The sequence below is a fragment of the Streptomyces sp. Rer75 genome (assembly GCF_013414305.1).
Classification (GTDB): domain Bacteria; phylum Actinomycetota; class Actinomycetes; order Streptomycetales; family Streptomycetaceae; genus Streptomyces; species Streptomyces himastatinicus.
Genome location: NZ_CP058693.1, coordinates 5,156,912 through 5,179,721, shown reverse-complemented (window position 1 = coordinate 5,179,721; position 22,810 = coordinate 5,156,912). Strand labels below are relative to the sequence as shown.

The window sequence follows — 22,810 nt, the reverse complement described above, 5'->3', positions numbered from 1 at the left end:
CTTTTCTGGATCTTCCCGGTCCTACTCGACCAGTGCGTCCGGCTTCCCCTCGCTGCGCGGCCGCTCGTCGACCATCCTGCCCCAGACGATCATCCGATACGTGCTGGTGAACTCGGGTGTGCAGGTCGTCAGCGTGAGGTACCGGCCGGGCTTGGTGAAGCCGGAGCCGGGCGGCACCGGGCCGATGACGCCCGTGTTGGAGGGGGACGTCTGCGGCAGGATGCTGGTCATGTCGTACGTGTAGAACCGGCTCTGCGTCTCGACGACGATCTTGTCGCCGGGCTTGAGGCGGTTGATGTAGCGGAACGGCTCGCCATGGGTGTTGCGGTGCCCGGCGAGCGCGAAGTTGCCCTTCTTGTCCCACGGCATCGCGGTCTTCAGCTTGCCCTTGGCGTAGTGGCCGACCATCCCGCGGTCGAGGACCTTGTGCTTGTCGATCCCCTCTGCGATCGGGGCCTTCACGTCCAGCTTGGGGATGTAGATGATCGCGAACCCCTGGCCGGGGGAGAACACGCCCGGATCGCGGTCCGCGCCCTTCGTGTCCCACTTCTTCTGGAGATCACCGGCCGCACCGTTCGCCTGCTGGTGCGCCAGGATGTTGGTCCACCAGAGCTGGTACGTCACGAAGAGCAGCATCACCACACCGAGGGTGATGAACACCTCGCCGACCACCCGGCTCGCCACCACGCCCGGACTGTCCTTGCGCGCCCGGGCGGCGCGCTTGGCCTCCATACGGGTGCGGGGCCGCGCCTCCGCGTCCGACGGGCCCGCCCCCGAAGCGCCTGTGGCCCCTCTGACGGCCGAACCGCCGCGCGCCCGGGCACCGTGCCGTCCGCCGCGCTTCGCGGCCTCCTGAGCCGCCTTGCGGCGGGCCGCACGGCCGCCGGTGGGCGGCGTCTCGCCCTCGGCCCGGCCCGGCGCCCGGTCCGGCGCCCCGTTCGCCGTCCCGTTCGCCGTACGGCCCGGCTCGACCGTGCGCAGCGGCACGGTCCGGTCGTGGGCGGGCGCCGCACGGGCGGTCACGGCCCGCAGCGCCACCGTCTCGTCGTCCTCCGCCGCGGCCCCCGCGGGGGCCTCCGGAGCGGCGTCAGCCGCCGGAGGGGCCGGGGTCACCGGGGCCAGGACCGCCGTCTCGGCCGCGTTCGCGCTGCCGCCGGGAGCACTGCCGCCGGGAGCACTGCCGTTGGGGACGCTGCCGCCGGGGGCGCTGCCGGGGGCGGTGGCGCGCCGCCGCCCGGTGGGCGGTGCGGCCGCCTCCTCGGGGCGCTCGTCCTCGGCCGTCGGCCGGGCGCGGCGGCGGCGCCCGGTGGGCCGCGGCTCGGGGGCCGGTGCGGCGCCCGCGGCGGATTCCGGGGCGCCCTGGGCCGCGCCCTCGCGCCCCGGGCGCGGTGCGGTCACTCGACGGCCTTGCCGCCGACCGCCCCGACCACCGGGGCGAGCCCCGTCGACCGCTCTATCGCGTCCGTGTCGCCGCACTCCACCAGCCAGTTGGCGAGCATGCGGTGGCCCCATTCCGTGAGGACCGATTCGGGGTGGAACTGGACACCCTCGACCCGCAGTTCGCGGTGGCGCAGCCCCATGGCGATGCCCGTCTCCGTCCAGGCGGTGATCTCCAACGCGTCGGGAACGGTGCCCCGTTCGACCGCGAGGGAGTGGTAGCGGGTGGCGGTGAAGGGCGACGGCAGCCCGCTGAAGACGCCCGCGCCCTCGTGGGTCACCAGCGAGGTCTTGCCGTGCAGCAGTTCCGGGGCGCGGCCGACGACGCCGCCGTAGGCGACGGCCATGGACTGCATCCCCAGGCAGACGCCGAACACCGGCACCCCGGTGTCCGCGCAGTGCCGCACCATGTCGACGCAGACGCCCGCCTTCTCGGGGGTGCCGGGGCCGGGGGAGAGCAGCACGCCGTCGAAGCCGTCCTGGGCGTGCGCGAGGGAGACCTCGTCGTTGCGCACCACCTCGCACTCGGCGCCGAGCTGGTAGAGGTACTGGACGAGGTTGAAGACGAAGCTGTCGTAGTTGTCGACGACCAGGACGCGCGCGCTCATCGGGGACCCGCCATTCCCTGGTCGACCGTCACGTCGTTGAACGGCAGCAGCGGCTCCGCCCACGGGAAGACGTACTGGAAGAGCACGAACACGATCGCCAGCACGAGCGCGAGCGAAATCGCCGCCCGCACCCATGCGTTGCCCGGCAGATGCCGCCAGATCCAGCCGTACATGCCGTCCCTACTCACCGATGACGAAGTCGATTGCAGCACCGGAGTGCAGGACCAGAGTAAAGGTCCGGGGGTGGGCCCGGAGGGTCAGCCGTACAAAGCCTTGGGCTTGCCCTGGGCAACGGATTGGGTCGCGTCGAGGTGCGCCCAGGCGATCAGCCGGTGGCTGTGCCCCCACTCCGGCTCACAGGTCGTGAGCGTCAGATAGCGGCCGGGGCCGCGGAAGCCGGAGGCGCGCGGCACCGGGTCGAGCACCCCGACGTCGGTCGGCAGGGTGCGGTAGGGCTGCCCGGTGATGCGGTACGTGTACCAGGTGGTGCCGTCGGACAGCACCACCGCGTCGCCGCGGCGCAGCCGGGGGAAGTCCTTGAAGGGGTCGCCGTAGGTGCGGCGGTGCCCGGCGACGGCGAAGTTGCCGGTGCTGCCGAGCCGGGCGGTGCCCGCGTAGTGCCCGAGCCCCTTGCGCAGGGTGGCGGTGGAGGTGCCCTGGAGGACGGGTTTGGCCCAGTCGGCGCCGAAGCGCGGGATGTACATGATCGCGAAGGATCTGCCGCCCTCGTAGGGGCGCGGCCGCGGCGCGGGCCGGTCGGCGTCGGCCGCGGCGACCGGCCCCGCGGCCCAGCGGTCCTGGAGGTGGTCGATCTCGCCGTCCATGGCCTGGTCGGCGCGGACGGAGGTCCAGTAGAGGAGATAGACCACGAAGAGGAGGATCAGGGTGCCCGCGGTGACGCACAGCTCACTGAGCGTCCTGATGACCAGCCGGATCCTCATCGGCCCCCCATCGGCACGCGGCTACGGGACGGGCTGTGCCTGGTGCAGGTCCACTGTGCCGGAGTAGCCGGGAAGAGTCACCGTGTCGTGCTGGTCGACTTTCCAGCCGAGGCCGTACGCCTCGACGTAGGAGCGGTAGTTCTGGATGGCGGGGGAGGCGGTGAGCGCGGTGCTCAGCCGGTCCCGGTCACCCACGGCGGTGATCTTGTAGGGCGGGGAGTAGACCCGGCCCTGGAGGATCAGGGTGTTGCCGACGCAGCGCACGGCGCTGGTGGAGATCAGCCGCTGGTCCATCACCTTGATCCCCTTGGCGCCGCCCTGCCACAGCGCGTTGACCACGGCCTGGAGGTCCTGCTGGTGGATCACGAGGTCGTTGGGCTGCGGGTCGGGCACGCCGGGGATCTTGGGGGTGGCGTTCGGCGGGGCGTCGGTGAGGGTGACGGTGAGGCCGGAGCCGCTGAGCCCCCGGGTGCCCGCGGTCTTCTCCAGCGCCTCCAGCTTGCGCTGCTCGGCCTTGGTGCTGCCGTTGTCGCGGCGGGCGAGGGCGTCGACGTCGGAGCGCATCTTGGCGGCGCTCTCGTCGAGGGCACCGTTCTTGCGGCTGCGCTCCTGGATGAGATCGGACAGCCGCAGCATCGATTCGTCGCTGCGGATGTCGGTGCCCTGGGCCGTGTTGAAGCTGGTCCAGAAGATGATCCCGGCCAGCGCGAAGACGGCGCCGGTCAGCAGCCGAACGGGCCGGAACCGGGGACGGCGTGACGCCGGGGTGGGGGAGTCAGCGGAATTGCTCAACGTACCCTTACTCCTTACGACGCCGCGGAAGGACTACGCTAACTGACGTGTGGGGGAGGGAAGTGGTCCCCTTCACCGTCCCGCCCCGGCGCCGTCCGTACACATCCCCGCGCGGTCACGCAGCGCATCGACAGGAGAGTTCCTCGTGCCGAAGTCACGGATCCGCAAGAAGGACGATTTCACGCCGCCGCCGGCGAAGCAGGCAACCAACATCAGCCTGAGCAGCGGCCGCCGGTGGGTGGCCCCGCTGATGCTGGCGATGTTCCTGATCGGCCTCGCCTGGATCGTCCTCTTCTACGTGACGACGGGGGACATGCCGGTCAAGTCCCTGGGCAACTGGAACATCGTGGTCGGCTTCGGCTTCATCGCCGCGGGGTTCGTCGTTTCCACCCAGTGGAAGTAGACCCGCTCCGCGGGGCTGCCCGCAGCGCCTGTCCACAGGGTTATCCACAGGCGGGGAAAACTCAGAAGATCTGTGGATAACCTCCGCCGCATTGACGCCGGTGTGACTGATGGAACGACCGCGTTCGATCGCTCACACCGGCTTCTTCCTGCGAAAACGCAGGTCAGTACGGTAACGCACAGATGTTCTCCACAGGGTGCGCAAGATCCACCACGTGCTGTGGACAACTGACCGAACCCACCCCGTTCGAGCGCGCCCGAGACGACCCGAGAACGCCGCGGGGAGCTGAGTGTGGCGCTCAGCCGGTGAGCTGGAGCGTACGGACCCACACCGTCGCGACGATCGCGAGCAGCATCACGGCGCAGGCGCCCCGCTGCACCAGGGCGCGCCGCTCCCGCGGGGCGTGCACCATCGCGTACGCCACCACCGTGCCGACCACCAGGCCGCCGACGTGCGCCTGCCAGGCGATCCCGGACCAGCCGAAGGTGAAGATGAGGTTCAGCACGAGCAGCGCGATGACGGGGCGCATGTCGTAGTTGAGCCGGCGCATCAGCACGGCGGTGGCGCCCAGCAGGCCGAAGACCGCGCCGGAGGCGCCGAGCGAGGGCTGGTTCTGCGCGGCGAGCAGATACGACAGCGCGCTGCCGCCGAGCCCCGACAGCACATAGAGCGTGAGGTAGCGGGCGCGACCGAGCGCGGCCTCCAGCGGCGCGCCGATCCACCACAGGGACAGCATGTTGAACGCGATGTGCATGGGCTCCTGGTGCAGGAAGGCCGCGGTCAGCAGCCGGTACCACTGCCCCTCGGCGACGCCCACGATGTCGGCAGTGCCCGGGTTGTAGGCCCGGCCCACCAGGTCGAAGTCGTCCACCAGCCGGTCGCCGGTCCCCAGCACCGCCAGCCAGACGGCGACGTTGAGGCCGATCAGGATCTTGGTAACCAGCCGCGGATCGGCGGTGTACGTGCCGCCGGCTATGGTGCGCGGCTCGGACGCGCGCCGCGGGGGCCCCGGGGGCTCACCGGGGGCGGACGCACCACCGCGCACGCACTCCGGGCAGTGGAACCCGACCGAGGCGCTGATCATGCACTCCGGACAGATCGGGCGCTCACAGCGGGTACAGCTGATGCCGGTCTCCCGCTGCGGGTGCCGGTAACAGCAGACCGCCTGGTCCTCCATGGTGTCCCTTCGCCCCCTGTCCGCAGACTTGCGCGCGTTCCCCCGCCCCGCTTGTTCACACGGACAAGCGGGGCGCGGAGTTCCCGTGCGGGGTTCAGCCCTCCCGGGTCTCCACGACGACGGACTCGATCACGACGTCCTGGAGCGGGCGGTCGGTGCGCGGGTTGGTCGCGGCACCCGCGATGGTGTCGATGACCTTCTTGCTGGCCTCGTCGACGACCTCGCCGAAGATGGTGTGCTTGCCGGTCAGCCAGGTGGTCGGGGCGACCGTGATGAAGAACTGCGAGCCGTTGGTGCCCGGGCCGGCGTTGGCCATGGCCAGCAGGTACGGCTTGTTGAAGGCCAGGTCCGGGTGGAACTCGTCACCGAACTCGTAGCCGGGGCCGCCGGTGCCGTTGCCCAGCGGGTCACCGCCCTGGATCATGAAACCGCTGATCACGCGGTGGAATACGGTGCCGTCGTAGAGCTTCTCCGCGGCCTTCTTGCCGGTGGCCGGGTGGGTCCACTCGCGGGTGCCCTCGGCGAGCTCCACGAAGTTCTTCACGGTCTTGGGGGCGTGGTTCGGCAGCAGCCGGACCACGATGTCGCCGTTGTTCGTCTTGAGGGTGGCGTACAGCTGCTCGGCCACGATCTACCTTCCATCGTTTTCGCTTCCTTGCCCTGATCCTCGCACGGACCCGAGTGCGACGAGTAGCCGCCGAAGGCGCACGCGGCGCGCCATTCCGCGCGTTTTCCGGGAGAATCTCCCCTATGACCCGGATGCCGGTTCAGGCATGCCGCATGGACTGCGAACGGGCATGATCTCCACAAACAGGCATGATCTTTCTTCGGATGGAAACACGAAACTGCGCACATGCAGCTCAGCACTCTGCACCCCGGAGCATCACCACGCCACCGAGGAGGAGGATCCCGTGACCCGCATTGACAGCGTGCGAGCCGCGACCGGCACCGCGAAGGACAGCGTCCTGCACGCCGCGGAGGCGGTGGCGCCCTACGCCGGCACGGCCAAGGACACCGCCACGCATTACGCGCACGAAGCCCGCGTACGGCTGGCACCGAAGGTCTCCAGCGCCGCGCACCAGGCCCGCTGCGCCGCCGGCAGCCAGTACCACGCGCATGTCGCACCCCGGCTCAACCAGGCCCGCGGCACCCTGCCGCCCAAGGTGGACGCGGCCGCCACCCGAGCCGCCAAACGGACCCGCAAGGCCGCGCGGCAGGCCGCCGACTACACCGGGCCGCGCGTCGAGCACGCGGTGGCCGGAGCGCGCGCGGCCGCCGGTCCGGTGCGCGAGGAGGCGGTCACGCGGGCGGGCGCCGCCGTCGCGGCGCTGCGCACCCATGTGACGGCGGCCGACATCGAGAAGCTCGCCCGCAAGCGGCGCCGCCGGGCCCGCATGGGCCGCGTCGCCAAGCGGGCCACCTTCGTCAGCCTGGTGGGCGCCGGTGTCTTCGCCGCCTGGAAGTGGTGGGACCGGCAGGCCAACCCCGACTGGCTGGTCGAACCCCCGGCGGCGACCGAGGTGGGCGACCGCGAGCGGCTGGCCGCGGTGGACGGCAGCGACAAGAGCACCCTCGACCCCGAGGTGCAGGCCAAGCAGGCGGAGGCCGAGGCCGGGAAGGACGACGAGCAGCGCTGACGCCCTCGTCGTAGCGCTGACACCCTTCGTCGCACCCGGCCGAGGGGCGGAGGACCACGGGTCCTTCCGCCCCTCGGCCCGCCACTCCTCGGCTTCATTCCTTGGCCTCCCGCTCGCTGTAGCGGCGCCGCTCCAGGAAGTATTCGGTGAAGACGGAGACCTTGGCCCGCAGCGCCCAGGGGTCGATCGGCTTGGCCATGTAGTCCACCGCCCCCGCCGCGTAGCCGCGCGAGGTGTGCTCCGGATCGGCGCCCATCGCGGTGAGGAAGATGATCGGCACGTCCCGGTTGCGCGGGCGCCGCTTGATGTGGGCGGCCGTCTCGTAGCCGTCCATCTCGGGCATCTGCACATCCAGCAGGATCACCGCGAAGTCGTCGTGGTCCAGCAGCGCCTTCAGCGCCTCCTGCCCTGAGGTCGCGGTCACCAGCTCCTGGTCGAGGGTGGCCAGCACCGCCTCCATGGCCAGCAGGTTGTTCTGCTGGTCGTCGACCACCAGGATCTTGGGCCGCGGCCCGGCGCACGGCTCGGGCACGGCCGGACCCGCGGGCACGACGGGCTCCTCGTCCTGCCGCGGGACCGCCGCCATCCGCTGGGACTCCACCATGGCCAGCTGCCGCTCCAGCATCTGGCAGCGGTCCTCCGCCAGCCGCCCCAGCTGCCGCACCTCCTCCAGCTCCTCGGTGAGCCGGTGCACCTCCTGCCGCAGCCGGTCCCGCTCCTTGACCAGCTCCTGGTGATCCGGGAAGTTCCGCTCCAGGTCGTCCGCGCGGGCCCGCTCCGCCGCCCATGCCGCTTCGGTCTGGCTCAGCCGCACCTCGAGGTCGGCGATCCGGTGCCGGCGGTCGAGCAGCGCCTCGCCCAGCGCGTCCTCGTGCACGCTGGAACGCCGCGCCTCCCGGTCCGCGTCGGCCAGCTGAATCTGAAGGATCTCCAGGGCGTGCCCCGGGGATCCGCTGGTGCGCACCGCGGCCCGGTGCAGCTCCCGCACCACCTCGATGGCGGCCGGGGTGGCCGCGGAGCCCCGGCACTCCGCGATATCCGCCAGCAGGTCGACCACGAACTCCCACGGCGGGACTCTCGTACCGCTCAGATAGCGCGAGATCGTGCTGGGGTCCCGGAACCTGCGTGCGGCGTACCGGCGCACCGACACCCCCAGTCCGTCGAAGAGCTTCCGCAGCTCCACGGCGAACGCCCGGCACTCCTCGGGCAGGTTATCCCCCAGTGGATGCAGTTCACCCATTACGTCCCCCTGTGCGGCGACTCGCGCCGATCAGACGATTCCCGGGCGGCTTGCCCGAGTTGTGGGACAGCGTGAGGCATCGGGGAGGTGTTGCGCGGGCCAATGCCGGGAGCGGCAACACCACTTCTCTTACAGATCGCCCGATCCGCTGTTCGCCGACGCACGCGAGACGCCCGCCGCCCCGCACCGGACCGCCGGACGTTCCAGCCGTTCCATCACTCTTGTCCCGTTTCCTGATGCGCGTGACGGGCGGGACGACAGGGCGATGCCGTATCGGCACGGTGTGGACACGGTGCTGACGGCGCCCATGCAAAAAGGTCTCCTGACCTGCATTTTTGCAGGTCAGGAGACCTCTCATAGAGTGGAGCCTAGGAGAGTCGAACTCCTGACATCCGCCATGCAAAGACGGCGCTCTACCAACTGAGCTAAGGCCCCTTCGCCGATCAGGATACCCGGTACCGGCGGCCTTTCCCGACCGGGTATCGCTCGCGGGTACCGCTCTCCGTAGGATGCCACGCAAGATTCGCGGCAGCGAAGCGAAGGGGAGAGCGAGATGGACGCAACACAGCAGGATGCCACCGCGCGCGCACGAGAGCTGCAGCGCAGTTGGTACGGGGAACCGCTGGGGGCGCTCTTTCGCCGTCTCATCGACGATCTCGGCCTCAACCAGGCGCGCCTGGCCGCCGTCCTCGGGCTCTCCGCGCCCATGCTGTCCCAGCTCATGAGCGGCCAGCGCGCCAAGATCGGCAATCCGGCGGTGGTCCAGCGGGTGCAGGCGCTCCAGGAACTCTCCAGCCAGGCGGCGGACGGCCGGGTGAGCGCCGCCGAGGCCGCGGAGCGCATGGAGGAAATCAAGAAGACCGCCGGCGGGTCGGTCCTCAACTCCACCCAGACCGCCGCCAGCACAGGGGCCCCGACCGTGCGGCGCGTGGTCCGCGAAATCCAGTCGCTGCTGCGGTCCGTGGCCGCCGCCGGGGACATCATCGATGCGGCGGATTCCCTCGCCCACACCCATCCCGAGCTGGCAGAGTTCCTCCGTGTGTACGGCGCCGGGCGGACCGCCGAGGCGGTCGCGCACTACGAGGCGCACCAGAGCTGACGGGCTGATGGACTGCTGACGAGTCGATGACGGGGCGGGCACGGCGCGATGGGTGAGATCTTCGCGGGCCGGTACGAACTGGTGGACCCGATCGGGCGCGGAGGCGTGGGCGCCGTATGGCGGGTCTGGGACCATCGCCGCCGCCGCTACGTCGCGGCGAAGGTGCTTCAGCAACGCGACGCGCATACGCTCCTGCGCTTCGTACGGGAGCAGGCCCTGCGGATCGACCACCCCCATGTGCTGGCACCGGCGAGCTGGGCGGCGGACGACGACAAGGTGCTGTTCACCATGGACCTGGTTGCCGGCGGCTCGTTCGCACATCTCATCGGCGACTACGGTCCCCTGCCACCCCGCTATGTGTGCACCCTGCTGGACCAGTTGCTCTCCGGGCTGGCCGCGGTCCACGAGGAGCGCGTGGTCCACCGGGACATCAAGCCCGCGAACATCCTGCTGGAGGCCACCGGAACGGGTCGGCCCCATGTCCGGCTGGGTGACTTCGGCATCGCGCTCACCAAAGGCGAGCCCCGCCTCACCGAGGCCAACTACGTGATGGGCACGCCCGGTTACTTCGCACCCGAACAGATGATGGGCGAGGAACCGGACTTCCCCGCCGACCTGTTCGCGGTCGGCCTGGTGACGCTCTATCTGCTCCGCGGGCACAAGCCCGACGGGGAAGCGATCGTGAAGCTGTTCGGCGAGCACGGCGTGCCGCACGCTCCCGAAGGCGTGCCCGAGCCGCTGTGGCAGGTGATAGCCGGGCTGCTTCAGCCGGACCCGGAGGACAGGTTCCGTTCCGCGACGGGGGCGCGCAAGGCGCTCGTGTCGGCGGTCGAGATGCTGCCCGAGGGCGACCTCGACGACGAGGTGATCGAGGTCTTCGACCATCTCGGACCGCTGCCGACCGGATTCGGCCCGCACGGTCCGGCCCGGCCGGGCCGCCGTCATGCGAAGGCCGACCCTCCCGAGGACAACGGAACGGTGCCGCGCCCCTCGCCGCCCGCCACCAAGCCGGTTGAACCCGCCGAGCCCGCCGCCGAACCAGACGCCCGGCCGCCCGCAGCCGAGCAGCCCGCCCCGACCTCGATGTCGGACACCGGCAGCTTCACCCTCCCCCCGCCGCAGCCGCGAACGCCGCACCCGCAGACAGCGCACCCCAAGACGCCGCAGCCGCGAACGCCGCCCGCGCAGATATCGCCTCCCCCGGCGCCTCCCGGGACGCCGCCCCCGCACACACCGCCGCCCCAGCAGCCGCCGACACCGCACCCTCAGCCCCCGCAGCAGCCGCCGACCCCGTCGACCGGGGCGCCGCTCCCGCAGCCGCCCCAGCCGCCCGTACACCAGCCACAGGGCCCACAACAGCCCGGACAGCCGGACCCATCGCCCCAGCCCGCGCACCTTCATACGCCTGCCCCCACTCCCACGCCCGTGCCCGCCGCCGCGCCCCTGTCGGCGCCGCGTGACTACCCCCTCACCCGTGCATACACCGCTCAGCGCCCCCGGGTTCCCACCCCCGCCGCGCGGCGGCGGGGGCCGTCCCGGAAGACGACGGTCCTGATCCTGATCGTCGCGGTGCTGTGCTTCGCCGTGGGGGCGGGGGCACTGGTCGCCGCAGGCTGAACCAGCAGACCGACCAGCGGGCTGAACACCGGACTGAACCAGCGAGCTGGACTACCAGGCGGGCGGCGGGCCGTACCGGTGCTGTCCGGTCGTCGGATCCGCCGTTTCCGCCCCGTCCCCCGGACCGTCCGCCGCGGCGCGGCGCCGGGCGGTCAGGATCCACACACCCAGCCCGATCAGCAGCAGCGAGCCCGTCCCGAAGCTCGTGTAGGCCACCGTCTGGAGCGTGGCGCGGTGCTCGCCCGCCGGGCGGCCCATGGGGTCGGGCTGGATCGGCGAGGCCGCCTTGCGGGCCTCCTGCTTCTCGGCGTCGGTGAGCCCGAAGCCCGCCTTGACCGCGTTCCCGGCGTACGACGGGCCGTCATGCGTTGTGCCCGCGACCCGCAGTCGCAACGTCACCGGAACCGTGCGGTCCAAGTGGGGTTCCACATTCGGGGGATTGAGCGTGACCGCCAGGTAGTACCCGCCGGTGAGGCTCATGGCGCGCACCGAGTAGTCGGCCTTCGCGTACCGGTTCCCGTACGCCGCCGGGGCGGTGCTGACCCCGGTCTGCGGCCGCTCGCCCTCCTGGGCCAGGGCGGTGCCCCGCTTCGCCAGTCCCCGCGCCGGGTTGTAGGCGCGCATGGCGATCGCCTGGTGGAGCAGAGAGGTGCTCTTGTCCGCCCCGTCTGCGGGGAGTTCGGCGATGGCGGATATCTGCTGTCCCCAGTCGACGGGAACCCGGTAGAAGTGCGTCTCCCCCGGCTCGAAGTCGTCCTGCCACACCCCTGTGGACACCAGCGGCGCGTCGGCGAAGCCCCGGCCGCCCTGCCGCGGCCTGGCGCTGCCGGACGGCGGCTGGGGCGGCTCGGCGTGCCAACTGCCCTCCGGAGCCTGTTCCGTGGAGCCGCCCTTCACCGGCGGCTCCACCATCAGCCGCAGCTCCAGCGGCCAGCTGTCGGGGTCCGCGGAGCCGGCCTGGCGCTCCACCGTGACCAGATACCGGCCCGCCGCGCGGCAGGAGGCCACCGAGCCCGAGCCGGTCTGGCGGGTGACGTAGTCGGCGAGGGGATAGGCGACCCCCTTCGTCTCGATCCGCCGGGGGACGGTGTCGCAGATCCCGCCCGCGGGGTTCTTCAGCGTCACCGTGACGCCGTCGCGGTACGAGACGACGCCCGCGCCCGGCCGGGGTGCGGCGACCGCCGAGACGTAGGCGGCGGACTTCGCGTCGAGGTCGACGCCGTAGAACCGCTTCTCGCCGGGACCCAGCCGGTCCGCGTACGTCCGGCCGGGTCTCAGGGACGGGGCGTCCGCGCCGCTCCCGGCGCCGTGCACCGGGGTGCCCTGGACCCCGTACTCCCGGGCCCCCGTGGGGCTGTCGGCGGCCGCGACCGGGATCTGCACCGCCACCGCCACGGCGCACAGCGCCGCCACCGCGGTGAGACCGGCCCTGTCCCTGCTGCGGTGTTTCATCGCGTCCCCCCTCGTCGGACCGGTCGGCATACCGGTCGACCAGCACGTCACATTTGCTTATGCAAGCGATTCATTTGCGAGAGTAAAGACGAGGGCCCCGACCGCTGCAGCGATCGGGGCCCTCGTAACGGGACTGTGGGGGTCACACACCCGAACCTGCGGGCACGGAGTCGGTCGCCTCCGTCCACAGATCCTGCTCGGCGCGATCCGCCTGGATCTGGCGGTACACGAGGAGCCCGCCGATGGCGGCCAGTGCGACCAGGAGAAGCTTCTTCACCGCGCTACCTCGTCTCTTTCTTGACGTAGGGGACCTCTGGCGCCCGATGATACACACCGATCGATACCGTTCGGTGACCTATGCTCGGCATCGCTCGGGCGGTATCCGGTCATCAACTCGCCGGGCACCCAAATGAATCAGCCTGGACGGAGTATCTCCGTCCAGGCTGATCGCGCCGGTGGGGCTAACAGGACTTGAACCTGTGGCCTCTTCCTTATCAGGGAAGCGCTCTAACCGTCTGAGCTATAGCCCCGCGCTGCACCGAAAGATTAGCGCACCACCTGCCCAGTCCCAAAATCGGTAACGGCGGCCGTCCCCGCTCGGCTATTCGTCCTCGGCGAGCGTCAGCTCCACGCCGCCCACGAAGCCCGCCGACAGGTTGTAGATGAACGCGCCCAGCGTGGCGAGCGCGGTCGCCAGCACCACGTTGATCACGGCGATCACCGAGGTGAACGTCATGACGTGGGGAAGCGACAGGAACGACTCCAGATCGAAGCCGCCGCCCTGCTGCCCCTCCGTGGCCTCGCTGATGGTCCCGCCCACCGCGCTGAAGACGCCCATGGCGTCCATGACCATCCACAGCACCGACGCCGCGACCACCGTGCAGATCCCGAGCGCGATCGCGAGCAGGAAGCTGACCTTCATGACCGACCACGGGTCGAGCTTCGCGACCCGCAGCCGCGCCTTGCGCGTACGCGGCGCCGGACGCGCTGCGGGCGCACCGCCGCCCGTGCCGGTGCCCGGACGGCGCGCCGCCGCCCCGTGGGGCTGCTGCCCGGGCTGCCCGGGCACGGCGGGCTGCGCGGAGGTTCCGCGGCCGGACGCGGCCGCGGAGCCGCCGGGCGGCGGCGCGTAGGCCTGCGGCGGGTGGTACGGCCGCTCGGGCTGCGGCTGGGCGGACCGCTCACTGGGCAGCGGGCTCGACGCGTGCCGCTCGGGCTGCTGCTCGGGCTGGGGGTCCGAGGCGGGCACGGGACGCAGCTTCCGGGTGTCCGTCACCGTGCCCCCGTGGGAGTCGGCTCCGCCCTGGGAGTCGGCGGCGGGGCCACGGGCGTCTTTCGCGGCGGACGCACCGCCCGCGGAGGGCGGGGTCTTCGATCCCGGACGCCCTTCGGCTCCCGCGCCGCCACCCGCTCCGCCCGTGGCTCCACTCACGACTTACTCCTCGGTGGTCTCGTCGGCCGGGGGCGGCGTGCCCCCGGCCGCCTCGGACGCGGCCTCCTCGGCTGCCTCGATCGCGGTCTCGATGACGTCCTCGACCTCTTCAGCCTCACGACCGGCCTCGGCGTTCCGGGCGATGCCGACGACGGCATCGCGCTTGCCCAGGTTGATCAGTTGGACGCCCATGGTGTCACGGCCCGTCTCCCTGACCTCGCTGACCCGTGTACGGATCACACCGCCTCCGAGCGTGATGGCGAGGATCTCGTCACTCTCCTCGACCACCAGCGCTCCGACCAGCGAACCCCGGTCCTCCACGATCTTGGCGGCCTTGATTCCGAGGCCGCCGCGACCCTGGACGCGGTACTCGTCGACGTTCGAACGCTTCGCGTACCCACCGTCGGTGGCGGTGAACACGAACGTACCGGGCCGGACGACATTCATCGAGAGCAGCTCGTCGTCTTCGCGGAAGCTCATGCCCTTCACGCCCGAGGTCGCGCGCCCCATCGGCCGCAGCGACTCGTCGGTCGCCGTGAACCGGATCGACTGCGCCTTCTTGCTGATCAGCAGCAGGTCGTCCGCGGCGGAGACCAGCTCGGCGCCGATCAGTTCGTCCTCGCGGCCGTCTTCCATCTCCCGGAGGTTGATGGCGATCACACCGCCGGAGCGCGGCGAGTCGTAATCCTTCAGCGGCGTCTTCTTCACCAGGCCCGACTTGGTGGCCAGCACCAGATACGGCACCGCCTCGTAGTCACGGATCGCCAGGATCCGGGCGATCTGCTCGTCCGGCTGGAACGCCAGCAGATTCGCGACGTGCTGGCCGCGCGCCTCACGGCCCGCATCCGGGAGCTCGTACGCCTTGGCCCGGTAGACCCGGCCCTTGTTGGTGAAGAACAGCAGCCAGTGGTGGGTGGTCGAGACGAAGAAGTGGTCGACGATGTCGTCCTGCTTCAGCTTCGTCCCGCGCACGCCCTTGCCGCCGCGCTTCTGCGAGCGGTAGTCCTCGGTCTTGGTGCGCTTCAGATAGCCGCCGCGGGTGATCGTGACGACGATGTCCTCCTCGGCGATCAGGTCCTCGATGGACATGTCGCCGTCGAAGGGGACCAGCTTGGAGCGCCGGTCGTCGCCGAACTTCTCGACGAGCGCGGTCAGCTCCTCGCTGATGATCTGCCGCTGCCGCTCGGGCGAGGCGAGGATCGCGTTGTACTCATTGATCTTCGCCTGAAGCTCGTCGTGCTCCTGGATGATCTTCTGACGCTCCAGGGCGGCCAGCCGCCGCAGCTGCATCTCCAGGATCGCGTTCGCCTGGATCTCGTCGATCTCCAGCAGCTCCATCAGGCCGCCGCGCGCGGTGTCGACCGTGTCGCTGCGCCGGATCAGCGCGATGACCTCGTCGATCGCGTCCAGGGCCTTGAGCAGGCCGCGCAGGATGTGCGCCCGCTCCTCGGCCTTGCGCAGCCGGAAGCGCGTCCGGCGGACGATGACCTCGATCTGGTGGGTGACCCAGTTGCGGATGAACGCGTCCAGCGACAGGGTCCGCGGCACGCCGTCGACCAGCGCCAGCATGTTGGCGCCGAAGTTCGTCTGGAGATCGGTGTGCTTGTACAGGTTGTTGAGGACGACCTTGGCGACCGCGTCCCGCTTGAGCACGATGACCAGGCGCTGGCCGGTGCGCGACGAGGTCTCGTCGCGGACGTCCGCGATGCCGCCGATCCTGGCGTCCTTCACCAGGTCGGCGATCTTCTGCGCCAGATTGTCCGGGTTGACCTGGTACGGCAGCTCGGTGACCACCAGGCACTGCCGACCCTGGATCTCCTCGACCTCGACGACCGCGCGCATCGTGATCGAGCCACGGCCGGTGCGGTACGCCTCCTCGATGCCCTTGCGGCCCACGACCAGCGCGCCGGTCGGGAAGTCCGGGCCCTTGATCCGGTCGATCAGGGCGTCGAGCAGCTCCTCCTGGGTCGCCTCCGGGTTCGCCAGGAACCACTGGGCGCCCTCGGCGACCTCGCGCAGATTGTGCGGCGGGATGTTGGTGGCCATGCCCACCGCGATCCCCGCCGAGCCGTTGACCAGCAGGTTCGGGAAACGGGCCGGCAGGACCGTCGGCTCCTGGTTACGGCCGTCGTAGTTGTCCTGGAAGTCGACGGTCTCCTCGTCGATGTCCCGGAGCATCTCCATGGCCAGCGGGGCCATCTTGCACTCGGTGTACCGCATGGCCGCCGCGGGGTCGTTGCCCGGGGAGCCGAAGTTGCCGTTGGAGTCGACCAGCGGCATGCGCATGGACCACGACTGGGCCAGCCGCACGAGGGCGTCGTAGATGGACGAGTCACCGTGCGGGTGGTACGTGCCCATCACGTCGCCGACGACGCGGGCGCACTTGTAGAAGCCCTTCTCGGGGCGGTATCCGCCGTCGTACATCGCGTACAGCACGCGCCGGTGCACCGGCTTGAGGCCGTCCCGGACGTCGGGCAGCGCACGGCTCACGATGACGCTCATCGCGTAGTCGAGGTACGAGCGCTGCATCTCGGTCTCGAGGCCGACCGCCTCGATGCGCATGGCGGCGCCCGCGGCGAGTTCGTCGGGCGTGGTGGGGTTGTTCTCGTCGGCCATTGCTGGTCAAGTCCTTCTGTCGTCTGCGGCTGCGGGTGGCCGACTCAGATGTCGAGGAAGCGGACATCCTTGGCGTTGCGCTGGATGAACGAGCGCCGGGCCTCGACGTCCTCGCCCATCAGGACCGAGAACAGGTCGTCGGCCTGCGCCGCGTCGTCCAGCGTGACCTGCCCGAGGACCCGGCTGTCGAGGTCCATGGTGGTCACGCGCAGCTCCTCGGCGTTCATCTCGCCCAGACCCTTGAAGCGCTGCACCGAGTCGTCCTTGATGCGCTTGCCCTGCTCGCGGCCGGCCTGGATCAGGGCGTCCCGCTCCCGGTCCGAGTACGCGTACTCGAAGTCGTCCCGGCCCCACTTGATCTTGTAGAGCGGCGGGCGGGAGAGGAAGACGTGCCCGGCCTCGACGAGCGGACGCATGAAGCGGAAGAGGAACGTCAGCAGCAGGGTGTTGATGTGCTGACCGTCGACATCGGCGTCCGCCATCAGGATGATCTTGTGATACCGGAGCTTGGTGATGTCGAAGTCCTCGTGCACACCGGTGCCGAAGGCCGAGATCAGCGCCTGGACCTCGTTGTTCTGGAGGATCTTGTCGACCCGGGCCTTCTCGACGTTGAGGATCTTGCCTCGGATCGGAAGGATCGCCTGGTACTGCGGATCACGGCCGGACTTGGCCGAACCGCCGGCGGAGTCACCCTCGACGATGAAGATCTCGCACTTCGACGGGTCGTTGGACTGGCAGTCGCTCAGCTTGCCCGGCAGCGACGCGGTCTCCAGCAGCCCCTTGCGGCGGGTCAGGTCGCGCGCCTTGCGGGCCGCCACCCGGGCCGTCGCCGCCTGGATCCCCTTGCGGATGATGTCCGCCGCCTCGTTGGGGTTCCGGTCCAGCCAGTCGGTCAGGTGCTCGTTGACGATCTTCTGGACGAAGGTCTTCGCCTCGGTGTTGCCCAGCTTCGTCTTCGTCTGGCCCTCGAACTGCGGCTCGCCCAGCTTGACCGAGATGATCGCGGTCAGGCCCTCGCGGATGTCCTCACCGGTGAGGTTGTCGTCCTTCTCGCGGAGCAGCTTCCTGTCGCGCGCGTACTTGTTGATCAGGTACGTCAGCGCGGCCCGGAAACCCTCCTCATGCGTACCGCCCTCATGGGTGTGGATGGTGTTCGCGAAGCTGTAGACACCCTCGGAGTACTGGGTGTTCCACTGCATCGCGATCTCGAGGGAGAGCAGCCGCTCCTTGTCCTCGGCCTCGAAGCCGATCACCGTGGGGTGAACCAGCTCGCCCTTGCGGGAGTTGAGGTACGTGACGAAGTCGACGATGCCGCCCTCGTAGTGGTACCGCACGGAGAGCGGCTTGCCCTCCTCGTCCACATGGGCCTCGCGCTCGTCCGTCAGCGAGATCGACAGGCCCTTGTTGAGGAACGCCATCTCCTGGAAGCGCCGGGACAGCGTCTCGAACGAGTACTCGGTGGTCTCGAAGATGTCCCCGTCGGCCCAGAAGGTGACCGCCGTGCCGGTCTCCTCCGTGGCCTCGTTCCGGGCCAGGGGCGCGGTCGGCACGCCGGTCTTGTAGTCCTGCGTCCAGCGGTATCCGTCCGTCTTGACCTCGACCGAGACCTTCGTCGACAGGGCGTTGACGACGGAGACGCCGACGCCGTGCAGACCGCCGGAGACGGCGTAGCCGCCGCCGCCGAACTTGCCGCCCGCGTGCAGGACGGTCATCACGACCTCCACGGCCGGCTTCCCCTCCGAGGGGACGATGCCCACCGGGATCCCGCGGCCGTTGTCGATGACGCGAACCCCGCCGTCGGGGAGGATCGTGACGTCGATAGTGTCCGCGTGACCGGCCATGGCCTCGTCGACGGAGTTGTCGACGACCTCCTGGACGAGGTGGTGCAGGCCGCGCTCACCGGTGGAACCGATGTACATACCGGGTCGCTTGCGGACCGCGTCCAGCCCCTCCAGGACGGTGATCGCACTGGCGTCGTACGACGGCGGAGCCAGAGCCTCGCCGTCGGGGATGGACGTGATGTTTTCGATGGGGTTGCCGGAATCGGCCACGAAGCGCCCTTTCTGGCACAGCACATGCCGTCTCCGGGCAGGCAGGAGCGGCTGCGTCGTTCAACATGTGTCCGCAAGCGCTCGGTGCGCCAGCGGCGACGGTGTACTCGCCCAGTCTACCGGTAGCGCCGACAAGAATGGGGGCTTGCTGGCGCCTGAGTCCGCATGTGCCGCCCTGAACCGGTCGCCAGCGACTCCCCATATGCGGGGACGGGCTCCAAGAGGCTCACACCGCCACTCAGCGCTTCGAGCTGTCAACCACCGGCTACCGTGACCGGGGTCTCAGCCGTCACCCTGTGCTCAGGCGTCCATACGGGCCCAGGGGCGGGCCCGGAGCGACCCCCGGGGCGACTCCCGGGGCGGTCCGTACGGGCCCTGCGGGCGCGCGCGGTCAGCCGTAGGTGTCACCGGGGCCGGTGCTGCCGGGGGAGCGCAGCGGACCGTAGCGCCGGGGCGGTCCACCCGGGCCCAGCACCTTGATCAACCGCACCGTGCCCTGCCCGAGATCGGCGTTCAGCCGGGCCACCAGCTGCGGTGCGAGCAGCCGCAGCTGGGTCGCCCACGCCGTGGAGTCGCAGCGCACGGTCAGCACCCGGGCGTCCTCGTCGTACCGCTGCGGCTCACAGTGCTGGGCGACCTCCGGGCCGACCATCTGGGGCCAGCGCCCCATCACCCCGCCGACCGCAGCCGGTGCCTCCCAGCCGCGCTCGGTGATCAGCCGGTTGATCGCCGCCCCGAGCGGGAGCGGGTCGCGCCCATCGGCGCGCGCGCCGGAGCGCAAGCCCCCGCGACGCGCCTGCTTCTTCTGCTGGGCGGCCGCGCCGCGGGCCCGCGCCTGCTCCTTGGCGGCGCGCAGCGCGACGCGCGCCAGGTCGACGCCCGAGGGCTCGGGGTTCTTCGGGGGCTGATCCGTCATACCCGCCGCACCTCGCCCTCGGCCACCGCGTAGCGCACGCCCGCCAGCACCTCCGGGACGTCCTCCTCCACGGCCGCGGTGACCAGCACCTGCTCACCGGGGGCGACCAGCTCGGCCAGCCGCTCCCGGCGCCGGGAGTCCAGCTCGGCGAAGACGTCGTCCAGCACCAGGACGGGTTCGGCGCCCTCCGCGCGCAGCAAGTCGTACGAGGCCAGACGCAGCGCGAGGGCGTACGACCAGGATTCGCCATGGCTCGCGTAGCCTTTGGCCGGAAGCCGCCCGAGCTTGAGGACGAGGTCGTCCCGGTGCGGTCCCACCAGCGTGACGCCGCGCTCGACCTCCTGTTTCCGCGCGTCCGCCAGGGCCGCCAGCAACCGCTCGTACAGCTCCTCGCGGCTGCCCGCCGCGGTCAGGTCCTCACCGGCGGAGCCGCGGTACTCCAGCAGGATCGGGCCGCCGCCCGGGGCCAGCTGCTCGTACGCCTTGTCGGCGAGCGGCTGGAGCACGGAGATCAGATCGAAGCGCTGGGCGAGCAGCTCGGCGCCGGTCCGGGCCAAGTGCTGGTCCCACACGTCGAGGGTGGACAGCGCCGCGTCACCACTGCCGCCGCTTCCGCCGCGTGAGCCGTGCCGCCGGGCCATCGCCGCGGTCTTCAGCAGGCTGTTGCGCTGCTTGAGCACCCGGTCGTAGTCCGAGCGGATCCCGGCCATGCGCGGCGCACGGGCGGTGATCAGCTCGTCGAGAAAGCGACGGCGCTCACCGGGATCGCCCTTGACCAGGGCCAGATCCTCAGGCGCGAACAGCACCGTGCGCAGGATGCCGAGCACATCCCGCGGTCTGACCTGCGAGGACCGGTTGATGCGGGCGCGGTTGGCCTTACCGGGGTTGAGCTCCAGCTCGACCAGCTGCTGCCGGTCCCCCTGGACCACCGCGGCCCGGACGACCGCCCGCTCGGCGCCCATCCGCACCAGCGGGGCGTCCGAGGAGACGCGGTGGCTGCCGAGGGTGGCGAGATAGCCGACGGCCTCGACCAGATTGGTCTTGCCCTGGCCGTTGGGCCCGACGAAGGCGGTGACGCCCGGGCCCAGGGCGACTTCGGCCCGGGCGTACGAGCGGAAGTCGGCGAGCGACAGATGCGTGACGTGCATGGTGGGCTGCGCCGACCTCCCCCGGCAGTACTACACCCTTGAGGTGCTGCTTACTTGGTGTTCTCGACCGCGTGACCGCCGAACTGATTGCGCAGCGCGGCGATCATCTTCATCTGCGGGGAGTCGTCCTGACGCGAGGAGAAGCGGGCGAACAGGGATGCCGTGATCGCGGGCAGCGGCACCGCGTTGTCGATCGCGGCTTCCACGGTCCAGCGGCCCTCGCCCGAGTCCTCGGCGTATCCACGCAGCTTGGCCAGGTGCTCGTCGTCGTCCAGTGCGCGGACGGCCAGGTCCAGCAGCCAGGAGCGGATGACGGTGCCCTCCTGCCAGGAGCGGAACACCTCGCGCACGTCGGTGACCGAGTGCACGGACTCCAGCAGCTCCCAGCCCTCGGCGTACGCCTGCATCATCGCGTACTCGATGCCGTTGTGGACCATCTTGGCGAAGTGGCCCGCGCCGACCTTGCCCGCGTGGACGGCGCCGGCGCTGCCCTCGGGCTTGAGCGCGTCGAAGATCGGCTGGACCTGGGCGACATGCTCGGCCGCACCGCCGTACATCAGCGCATAGCCGTTCTCCAGGCCCCAGACGCCGCCGGAGACACCGCAGTCGACGAAGCCGATGCCCTTGGCACCCAGCTCCTCGGCGTGCTTCTCGTCGTCCGTCCAGCGGGAGTTGCCGCCGTCCACGACGATGTCGCCGGGCGACAGCAGCTCGGCCAGCTCGTCGATGGTGGTCTGGGTCGCGACACCGGCCGGAACCATGATCCACACCACCCGCGGACCCTTGAGGTTGCTCACCAGCTCACCGAGGCTGTGAACATCGGCGACGTCCGGGTTGCGGTCGTATCCGATGACGGTGTGGCCTGCGCGGCGAATGCGCTCGCGCATGTTGCCGCCCATCTTGCCGAGGCCGACGAGACCGAGGTCCATCAATGATCCTTATGCCGTAGTCAGTGCGGTTCGTACCCGAGACCGAGCCTACGCCCGCGGGTGTCCGCACAGATGTTGGCTACACCCGCTCATTCGCTCGGTCCTCAGCCACTCATCCGCTCAGCCGGACCGGCATGATCAGGTACTTGTACGCCTCGTCCGCCTCGGCGTCCACGGCGGGCTTGCCGCTGAGCAGGGCGGGCTTCGTCGACGTGGTGAACGACAGCTGGGCGACCGGCGAGTCGATCGCGCTGAGCCCGTCGAGCAGGAACGTCGGGTTGAAGGCGATGGAGATGTCGTCGCCGTCGAGCTGGGCGTCGACGCGCTCCACAGCCTGTGCATCGTCGCTGGAACCGGCCTCCAGGATCAGCACGCCCTGCTCGAAGCTGAGCCGCACCGGCGTGTTCCGCTCGGCCACCAGCGCCACACGCTTGACGGCCTCCACGAAGGGCGCGGTCTCGATCACCGCGACGGAGTTGAACTCGGTCGGGAAGAGCGTGCGGTACTTCGGCAGGTCACCCTCGAGCAGCCGGGTGGTCGTACGGCGCCCGGCGCCCTCGAAGCCGATCAGCCCCTCGCCCGCACCCGAGCCGGACAGCGCCAGGGCGACCGTGTCACCGCTGGTCAGCGACTTGGCGGTGTCCAGCAGCGTCTTGGCGGGGACCAGCGCGACGGCGGAGACGTCCGGCGTCTCCGGCTTCCACAGGAACTCGCGGACCGCGAACCGGTAGCGGTCGGTGGAGGCCAGCGTGACGGTGTCGCCCTCGATCTCGATCCGCACACCGGTGAGCACCGGCAGGGTGTCGTCCCGGCCGGCCGCGATGGCGACCTGGGCGGCGGCGGCGGCGAAGACCTCACCGGGGACGGTGCCGGTCGCGGTCGGCATCTGCGGCAGCGCCGGGTACTCCTCCACAGGCAGTGTGTGGAGGGTGAAGCGCGACGAACCGCAGACGACGGTCACGCGCACGCCGTCGCTGGAGATCTCCACAGGGCGATTGGGGAGAGCGCGGCAGATGTCGGCGAGGAGGCGGCCGGAGACCAGGACCGTGCCGTCGTCCTCCACGTCGGCTTCGACGGAGACGCGGGCCGAGACCTCGTAGTCGAAGCCGGAGAGGCTGAGAGCGCCTTCCTCCGCCTTCAGCAGGATGCCCGCGAGGACGGGCACCGGCGGACGGGCCGGGAGGCTGCGGGCTGTCCAGGCCACTGCCTCCGCGAGTACATCGCGCTCCACCCGGATCTTCACCGGAAACCGCCTCCTGCTGTTGCTGGCTCGCCCTGCTGGCCTTCGTCGTCGGCTGATGTGCCGGAGACCAGT

The 22,810-nt window shown here is 70.6% G+C and carries 21 protein-coding genes and 2 tRNA genes; 4 read left to right on the top strand and 19 right to left on the bottom strand.

Annotated features, from left to right (window positions below; translation table 11 throughout):
• Positions 1–21 precede the first annotated feature (21 nt).
• The 5 genes from HYQ63_RS21990 to HYQ63_RS21970 all read right to left on the bottom strand — a co-directional run bounded on the left by HYQ63_RS21990 (position 22) and on the right by HYQ63_RS21970 (position 3,778).
• Positions 22–1,398, bottom strand: a complete 1,377-nt coding sequence (locus HYQ63_RS21990; RefSeq protein ID WP_179935500.1) for a class E sortase — start codon at positions 1,396–1,398, stop codon at positions 22–24.
• Entirely contained in the window at positions 1,395–2,045 is a 651-nt protein-coding gene (locus tag HYQ63_RS21985) for an aminodeoxychorismate/anthranilate synthase component II (protein WP_063734566.1), read from the bottom strand. The genes HYQ63_RS21990 and HYQ63_RS21985 overlap by 4 nt, the downstream gene beginning before the upstream one ends.
• Positions 2,042–2,218 (bottom strand): hypothetical protein, encoded by a 177-nt coding sequence (locus tag HYQ63_RS21980; RefSeq protein ID WP_179935499.1) that lies wholly within the window; start codon positions 2,216–2,218, stop codon positions 2,042–2,044. The genes HYQ63_RS21985 and HYQ63_RS21980 overlap by 4 nt, the downstream gene beginning before the upstream one ends.
• Before the next feature lie 84 nt (positions 2,219–2,302).
• A complete protein-coding gene (locus tag HYQ63_RS21975; RefSeq protein ID WP_179935498.1) occupies positions 2,303–2,986 on the bottom strand; it encodes a class E sortase in 684 nt (227 codons plus the stop codon).
• 21 nt (positions 2,987–3,007) lie between these two features.
• Positions 3,008–3,778 (bottom strand): DUF881 domain-containing protein, encoded by a 771-nt coding sequence (locus tag HYQ63_RS21970; protein WP_179935497.1) that lies wholly within the window; start codon positions 3,776–3,778, stop codon positions 3,008–3,010.
• 145 nt (positions 3,779–3,923) lie between these two features.
• On the opposite strand from HYQ63_RS21970, the gene crgA reads away from it, so the two are divergent.
• The gene (gene crgA / locus HYQ63_RS21965) at positions 3,924–4,181 is read left to right on the top strand and encodes a cell division protein CrgA (protein ID WP_179935496.1); all 258 of its coding nucleotides are present in this window, start codon (positions 3,924–3,926) and stop codon (positions 4,179–4,181) included.
• A gap of 298 nt (positions 4,182–4,479) precedes the next feature.
• On the opposite strand, the gene HYQ63_RS21960 is transcribed toward crgA, so the two are convergent.
• A complete protein-coding gene (locus HYQ63_RS21960; RefSeq protein WP_179935495.1) occupies positions 4,480–5,358 on the bottom strand; it encodes a rhomboid family intramembrane serine protease in 879 nt (292 codons plus the stop codon).
• A 94-nt stretch (positions 5,359–5,452) separates the two neighbouring features.
• Entirely contained in the window at positions 5,453–5,986 is a 534-nt protein-coding gene (locus HYQ63_RS21955) for a peptidylprolyl isomerase (protein ID WP_179935494.1), read from the bottom strand.
• Between the two features lie 283 nt (positions 5,987–6,269).
• Between HYQ63_RS21955 and HYQ63_RS21950 the strand changes: the two genes are divergently transcribed.
• On the top strand, positions 6,270–6,995 hold the full coding sequence (locus HYQ63_RS21950; RefSeq protein ID WP_179935493.1) for a DUF5324 family protein: 726 nt from the start codon (positions 6,270–6,272) through the stop codon (positions 6,993–6,995).
• A 94-nt stretch (positions 6,996–7,089) separates the two neighbouring features.
• On the opposite strand, the gene HYQ63_RS21945 is transcribed toward HYQ63_RS21950, so the two are convergent.
• Entirely contained in the window at positions 7,090–8,235 is a 1,146-nt protein-coding gene (locus tag HYQ63_RS21945; RefSeq protein ID WP_179935492.1) for a two-component system response regulator, read from the bottom strand.
• Positions 8,236–8,597: 362 nt separating this feature from the next.
• Positions 8,598–8,670 (bottom strand) — tRNA-Ala (locus HYQ63_RS21940).
• Positions 8,671–8,788: 118 nt separating this feature from the next.
• On the opposite strand from HYQ63_RS21940, the gene HYQ63_RS21935 reads away from it, so the two are divergent.
• Together HYQ63_RS21935 and HYQ63_RS21930 are read left to right on the top strand one after the other, a co-directional pair.
• Positions 8,789–9,334 carry a DNA-binding protein gene (locus tag HYQ63_RS21935; protein WP_179935491.1) on the top strand — a complete coding sequence of 182 codons (546 nt, stop codon included), beginning with the start codon at positions 8,789–8,791 and terminating at the stop codon, positions 9,332–9,334.
• A gap of 48 nt (positions 9,335–9,382) precedes the next feature.
• Positions 9,383–10,951 (top strand): serine/threonine-protein kinase, encoded by a 1,569-nt coding sequence (locus HYQ63_RS21930; RefSeq protein ID WP_179935490.1) that lies wholly within the window; start codon positions 9,383–9,385, stop codon positions 10,949–10,951.
• Between the two features lie 51 nt (positions 10,952–11,002).
• Here the strand turns inward: HYQ63_RS21930 and HYQ63_RS21925 are convergent, their stop codons facing one another.
• The 10 genes from HYQ63_RS21925 to dnaN form a co-directional block, all read right to left on the bottom strand.
• Positions 11,003–12,403, bottom strand: a complete 1,401-nt coding sequence (locus HYQ63_RS21925) for a hypothetical protein (RefSeq protein ID WP_257232007.1) — start codon at positions 12,401–12,403, stop codon at positions 11,003–11,005.
• Between the two features lie 142 nt (positions 12,404–12,545).
• Entirely contained in the window at positions 12,546–12,680 is a 135-nt protein-coding gene (locus tag HYQ63_RS44040) for a DLW-39 family protein (RefSeq protein ID WP_003958712.1), read from the bottom strand.
• Positions 12,681–12,859: 179 nt separating this feature from the next.
• A tRNA-Ile gene (locus HYQ63_RS21915) sits at positions 12,860–12,933 on the bottom strand.
• Positions 12,934–13,004: 71 nt separating this feature from the next.
• On the bottom strand, positions 13,005–13,835 hold the full coding sequence (locus HYQ63_RS21910; RefSeq protein ID WP_257232005.1) for a DUF3566 domain-containing protein: 831 nt from the start codon (positions 13,833–13,835) through the stop codon (positions 13,005–13,007).
• A gap of 3 nt (positions 13,836–13,838) precedes the next feature.
• Entirely contained in the window at positions 13,839–16,451 is a 2,613-nt protein-coding gene (gene gyrA / locus HYQ63_RS21905) for a DNA gyrase subunit A (protein ID WP_179935488.1), read from the bottom strand.
• Positions 16,452–16,495: 44 nt separating this feature from the next.
• On the bottom strand, positions 16,496–18,526 hold the full coding sequence (gene gyrB / locus HYQ63_RS21900) for a DNA topoisomerase (ATP-hydrolyzing) subunit B (protein ID WP_179935487.1): 2,031 nt from the start codon (positions 18,524–18,526) through the stop codon (positions 16,496–16,498).
• A 367-nt stretch (positions 18,527–18,893) separates the two neighbouring features.
• Positions 18,894–19,418 (bottom strand): DUF721 domain-containing protein, encoded by a 525-nt coding sequence (locus HYQ63_RS21895; RefSeq protein ID WP_009716477.1) that lies wholly within the window; start codon positions 19,416–19,418, stop codon positions 18,894–18,896.
• Positions 19,415–20,566: a DNA replication/repair protein RecF gene (gene recF / locus HYQ63_RS21890; protein WP_179935486.1), complete on the bottom strand. Its 1,152-nt coding sequence runs from the start codon at positions 20,564–20,566 to the stop codon at positions 19,415–19,417. The genes HYQ63_RS21895 and recF overlap by 4 nt, the downstream gene beginning before the upstream one ends.
• A gap of 50 nt (positions 20,567–20,616) precedes the next feature.
• Positions 20,617–21,495, bottom strand: a complete 879-nt coding sequence (gnd, locus tag HYQ63_RS21885; RefSeq protein ID WP_179935485.1) for a phosphogluconate dehydrogenase (NAD(+)-dependent, decarboxylating) — start codon at positions 21,493–21,495, stop codon at positions 20,617–20,619.
• A 112-nt stretch (positions 21,496–21,607) separates the two neighbouring features.
• A complete protein-coding gene (gene dnaN, locus HYQ63_RS21880; RefSeq protein ID WP_123102369.1) occupies positions 21,608–22,738 on the bottom strand; it encodes a DNA polymerase III subunit beta in 1,131 nt (376 codons plus the stop codon).
• Between the last annotated feature and the right edge of the window lie 72 nt (positions 22,739–22,810).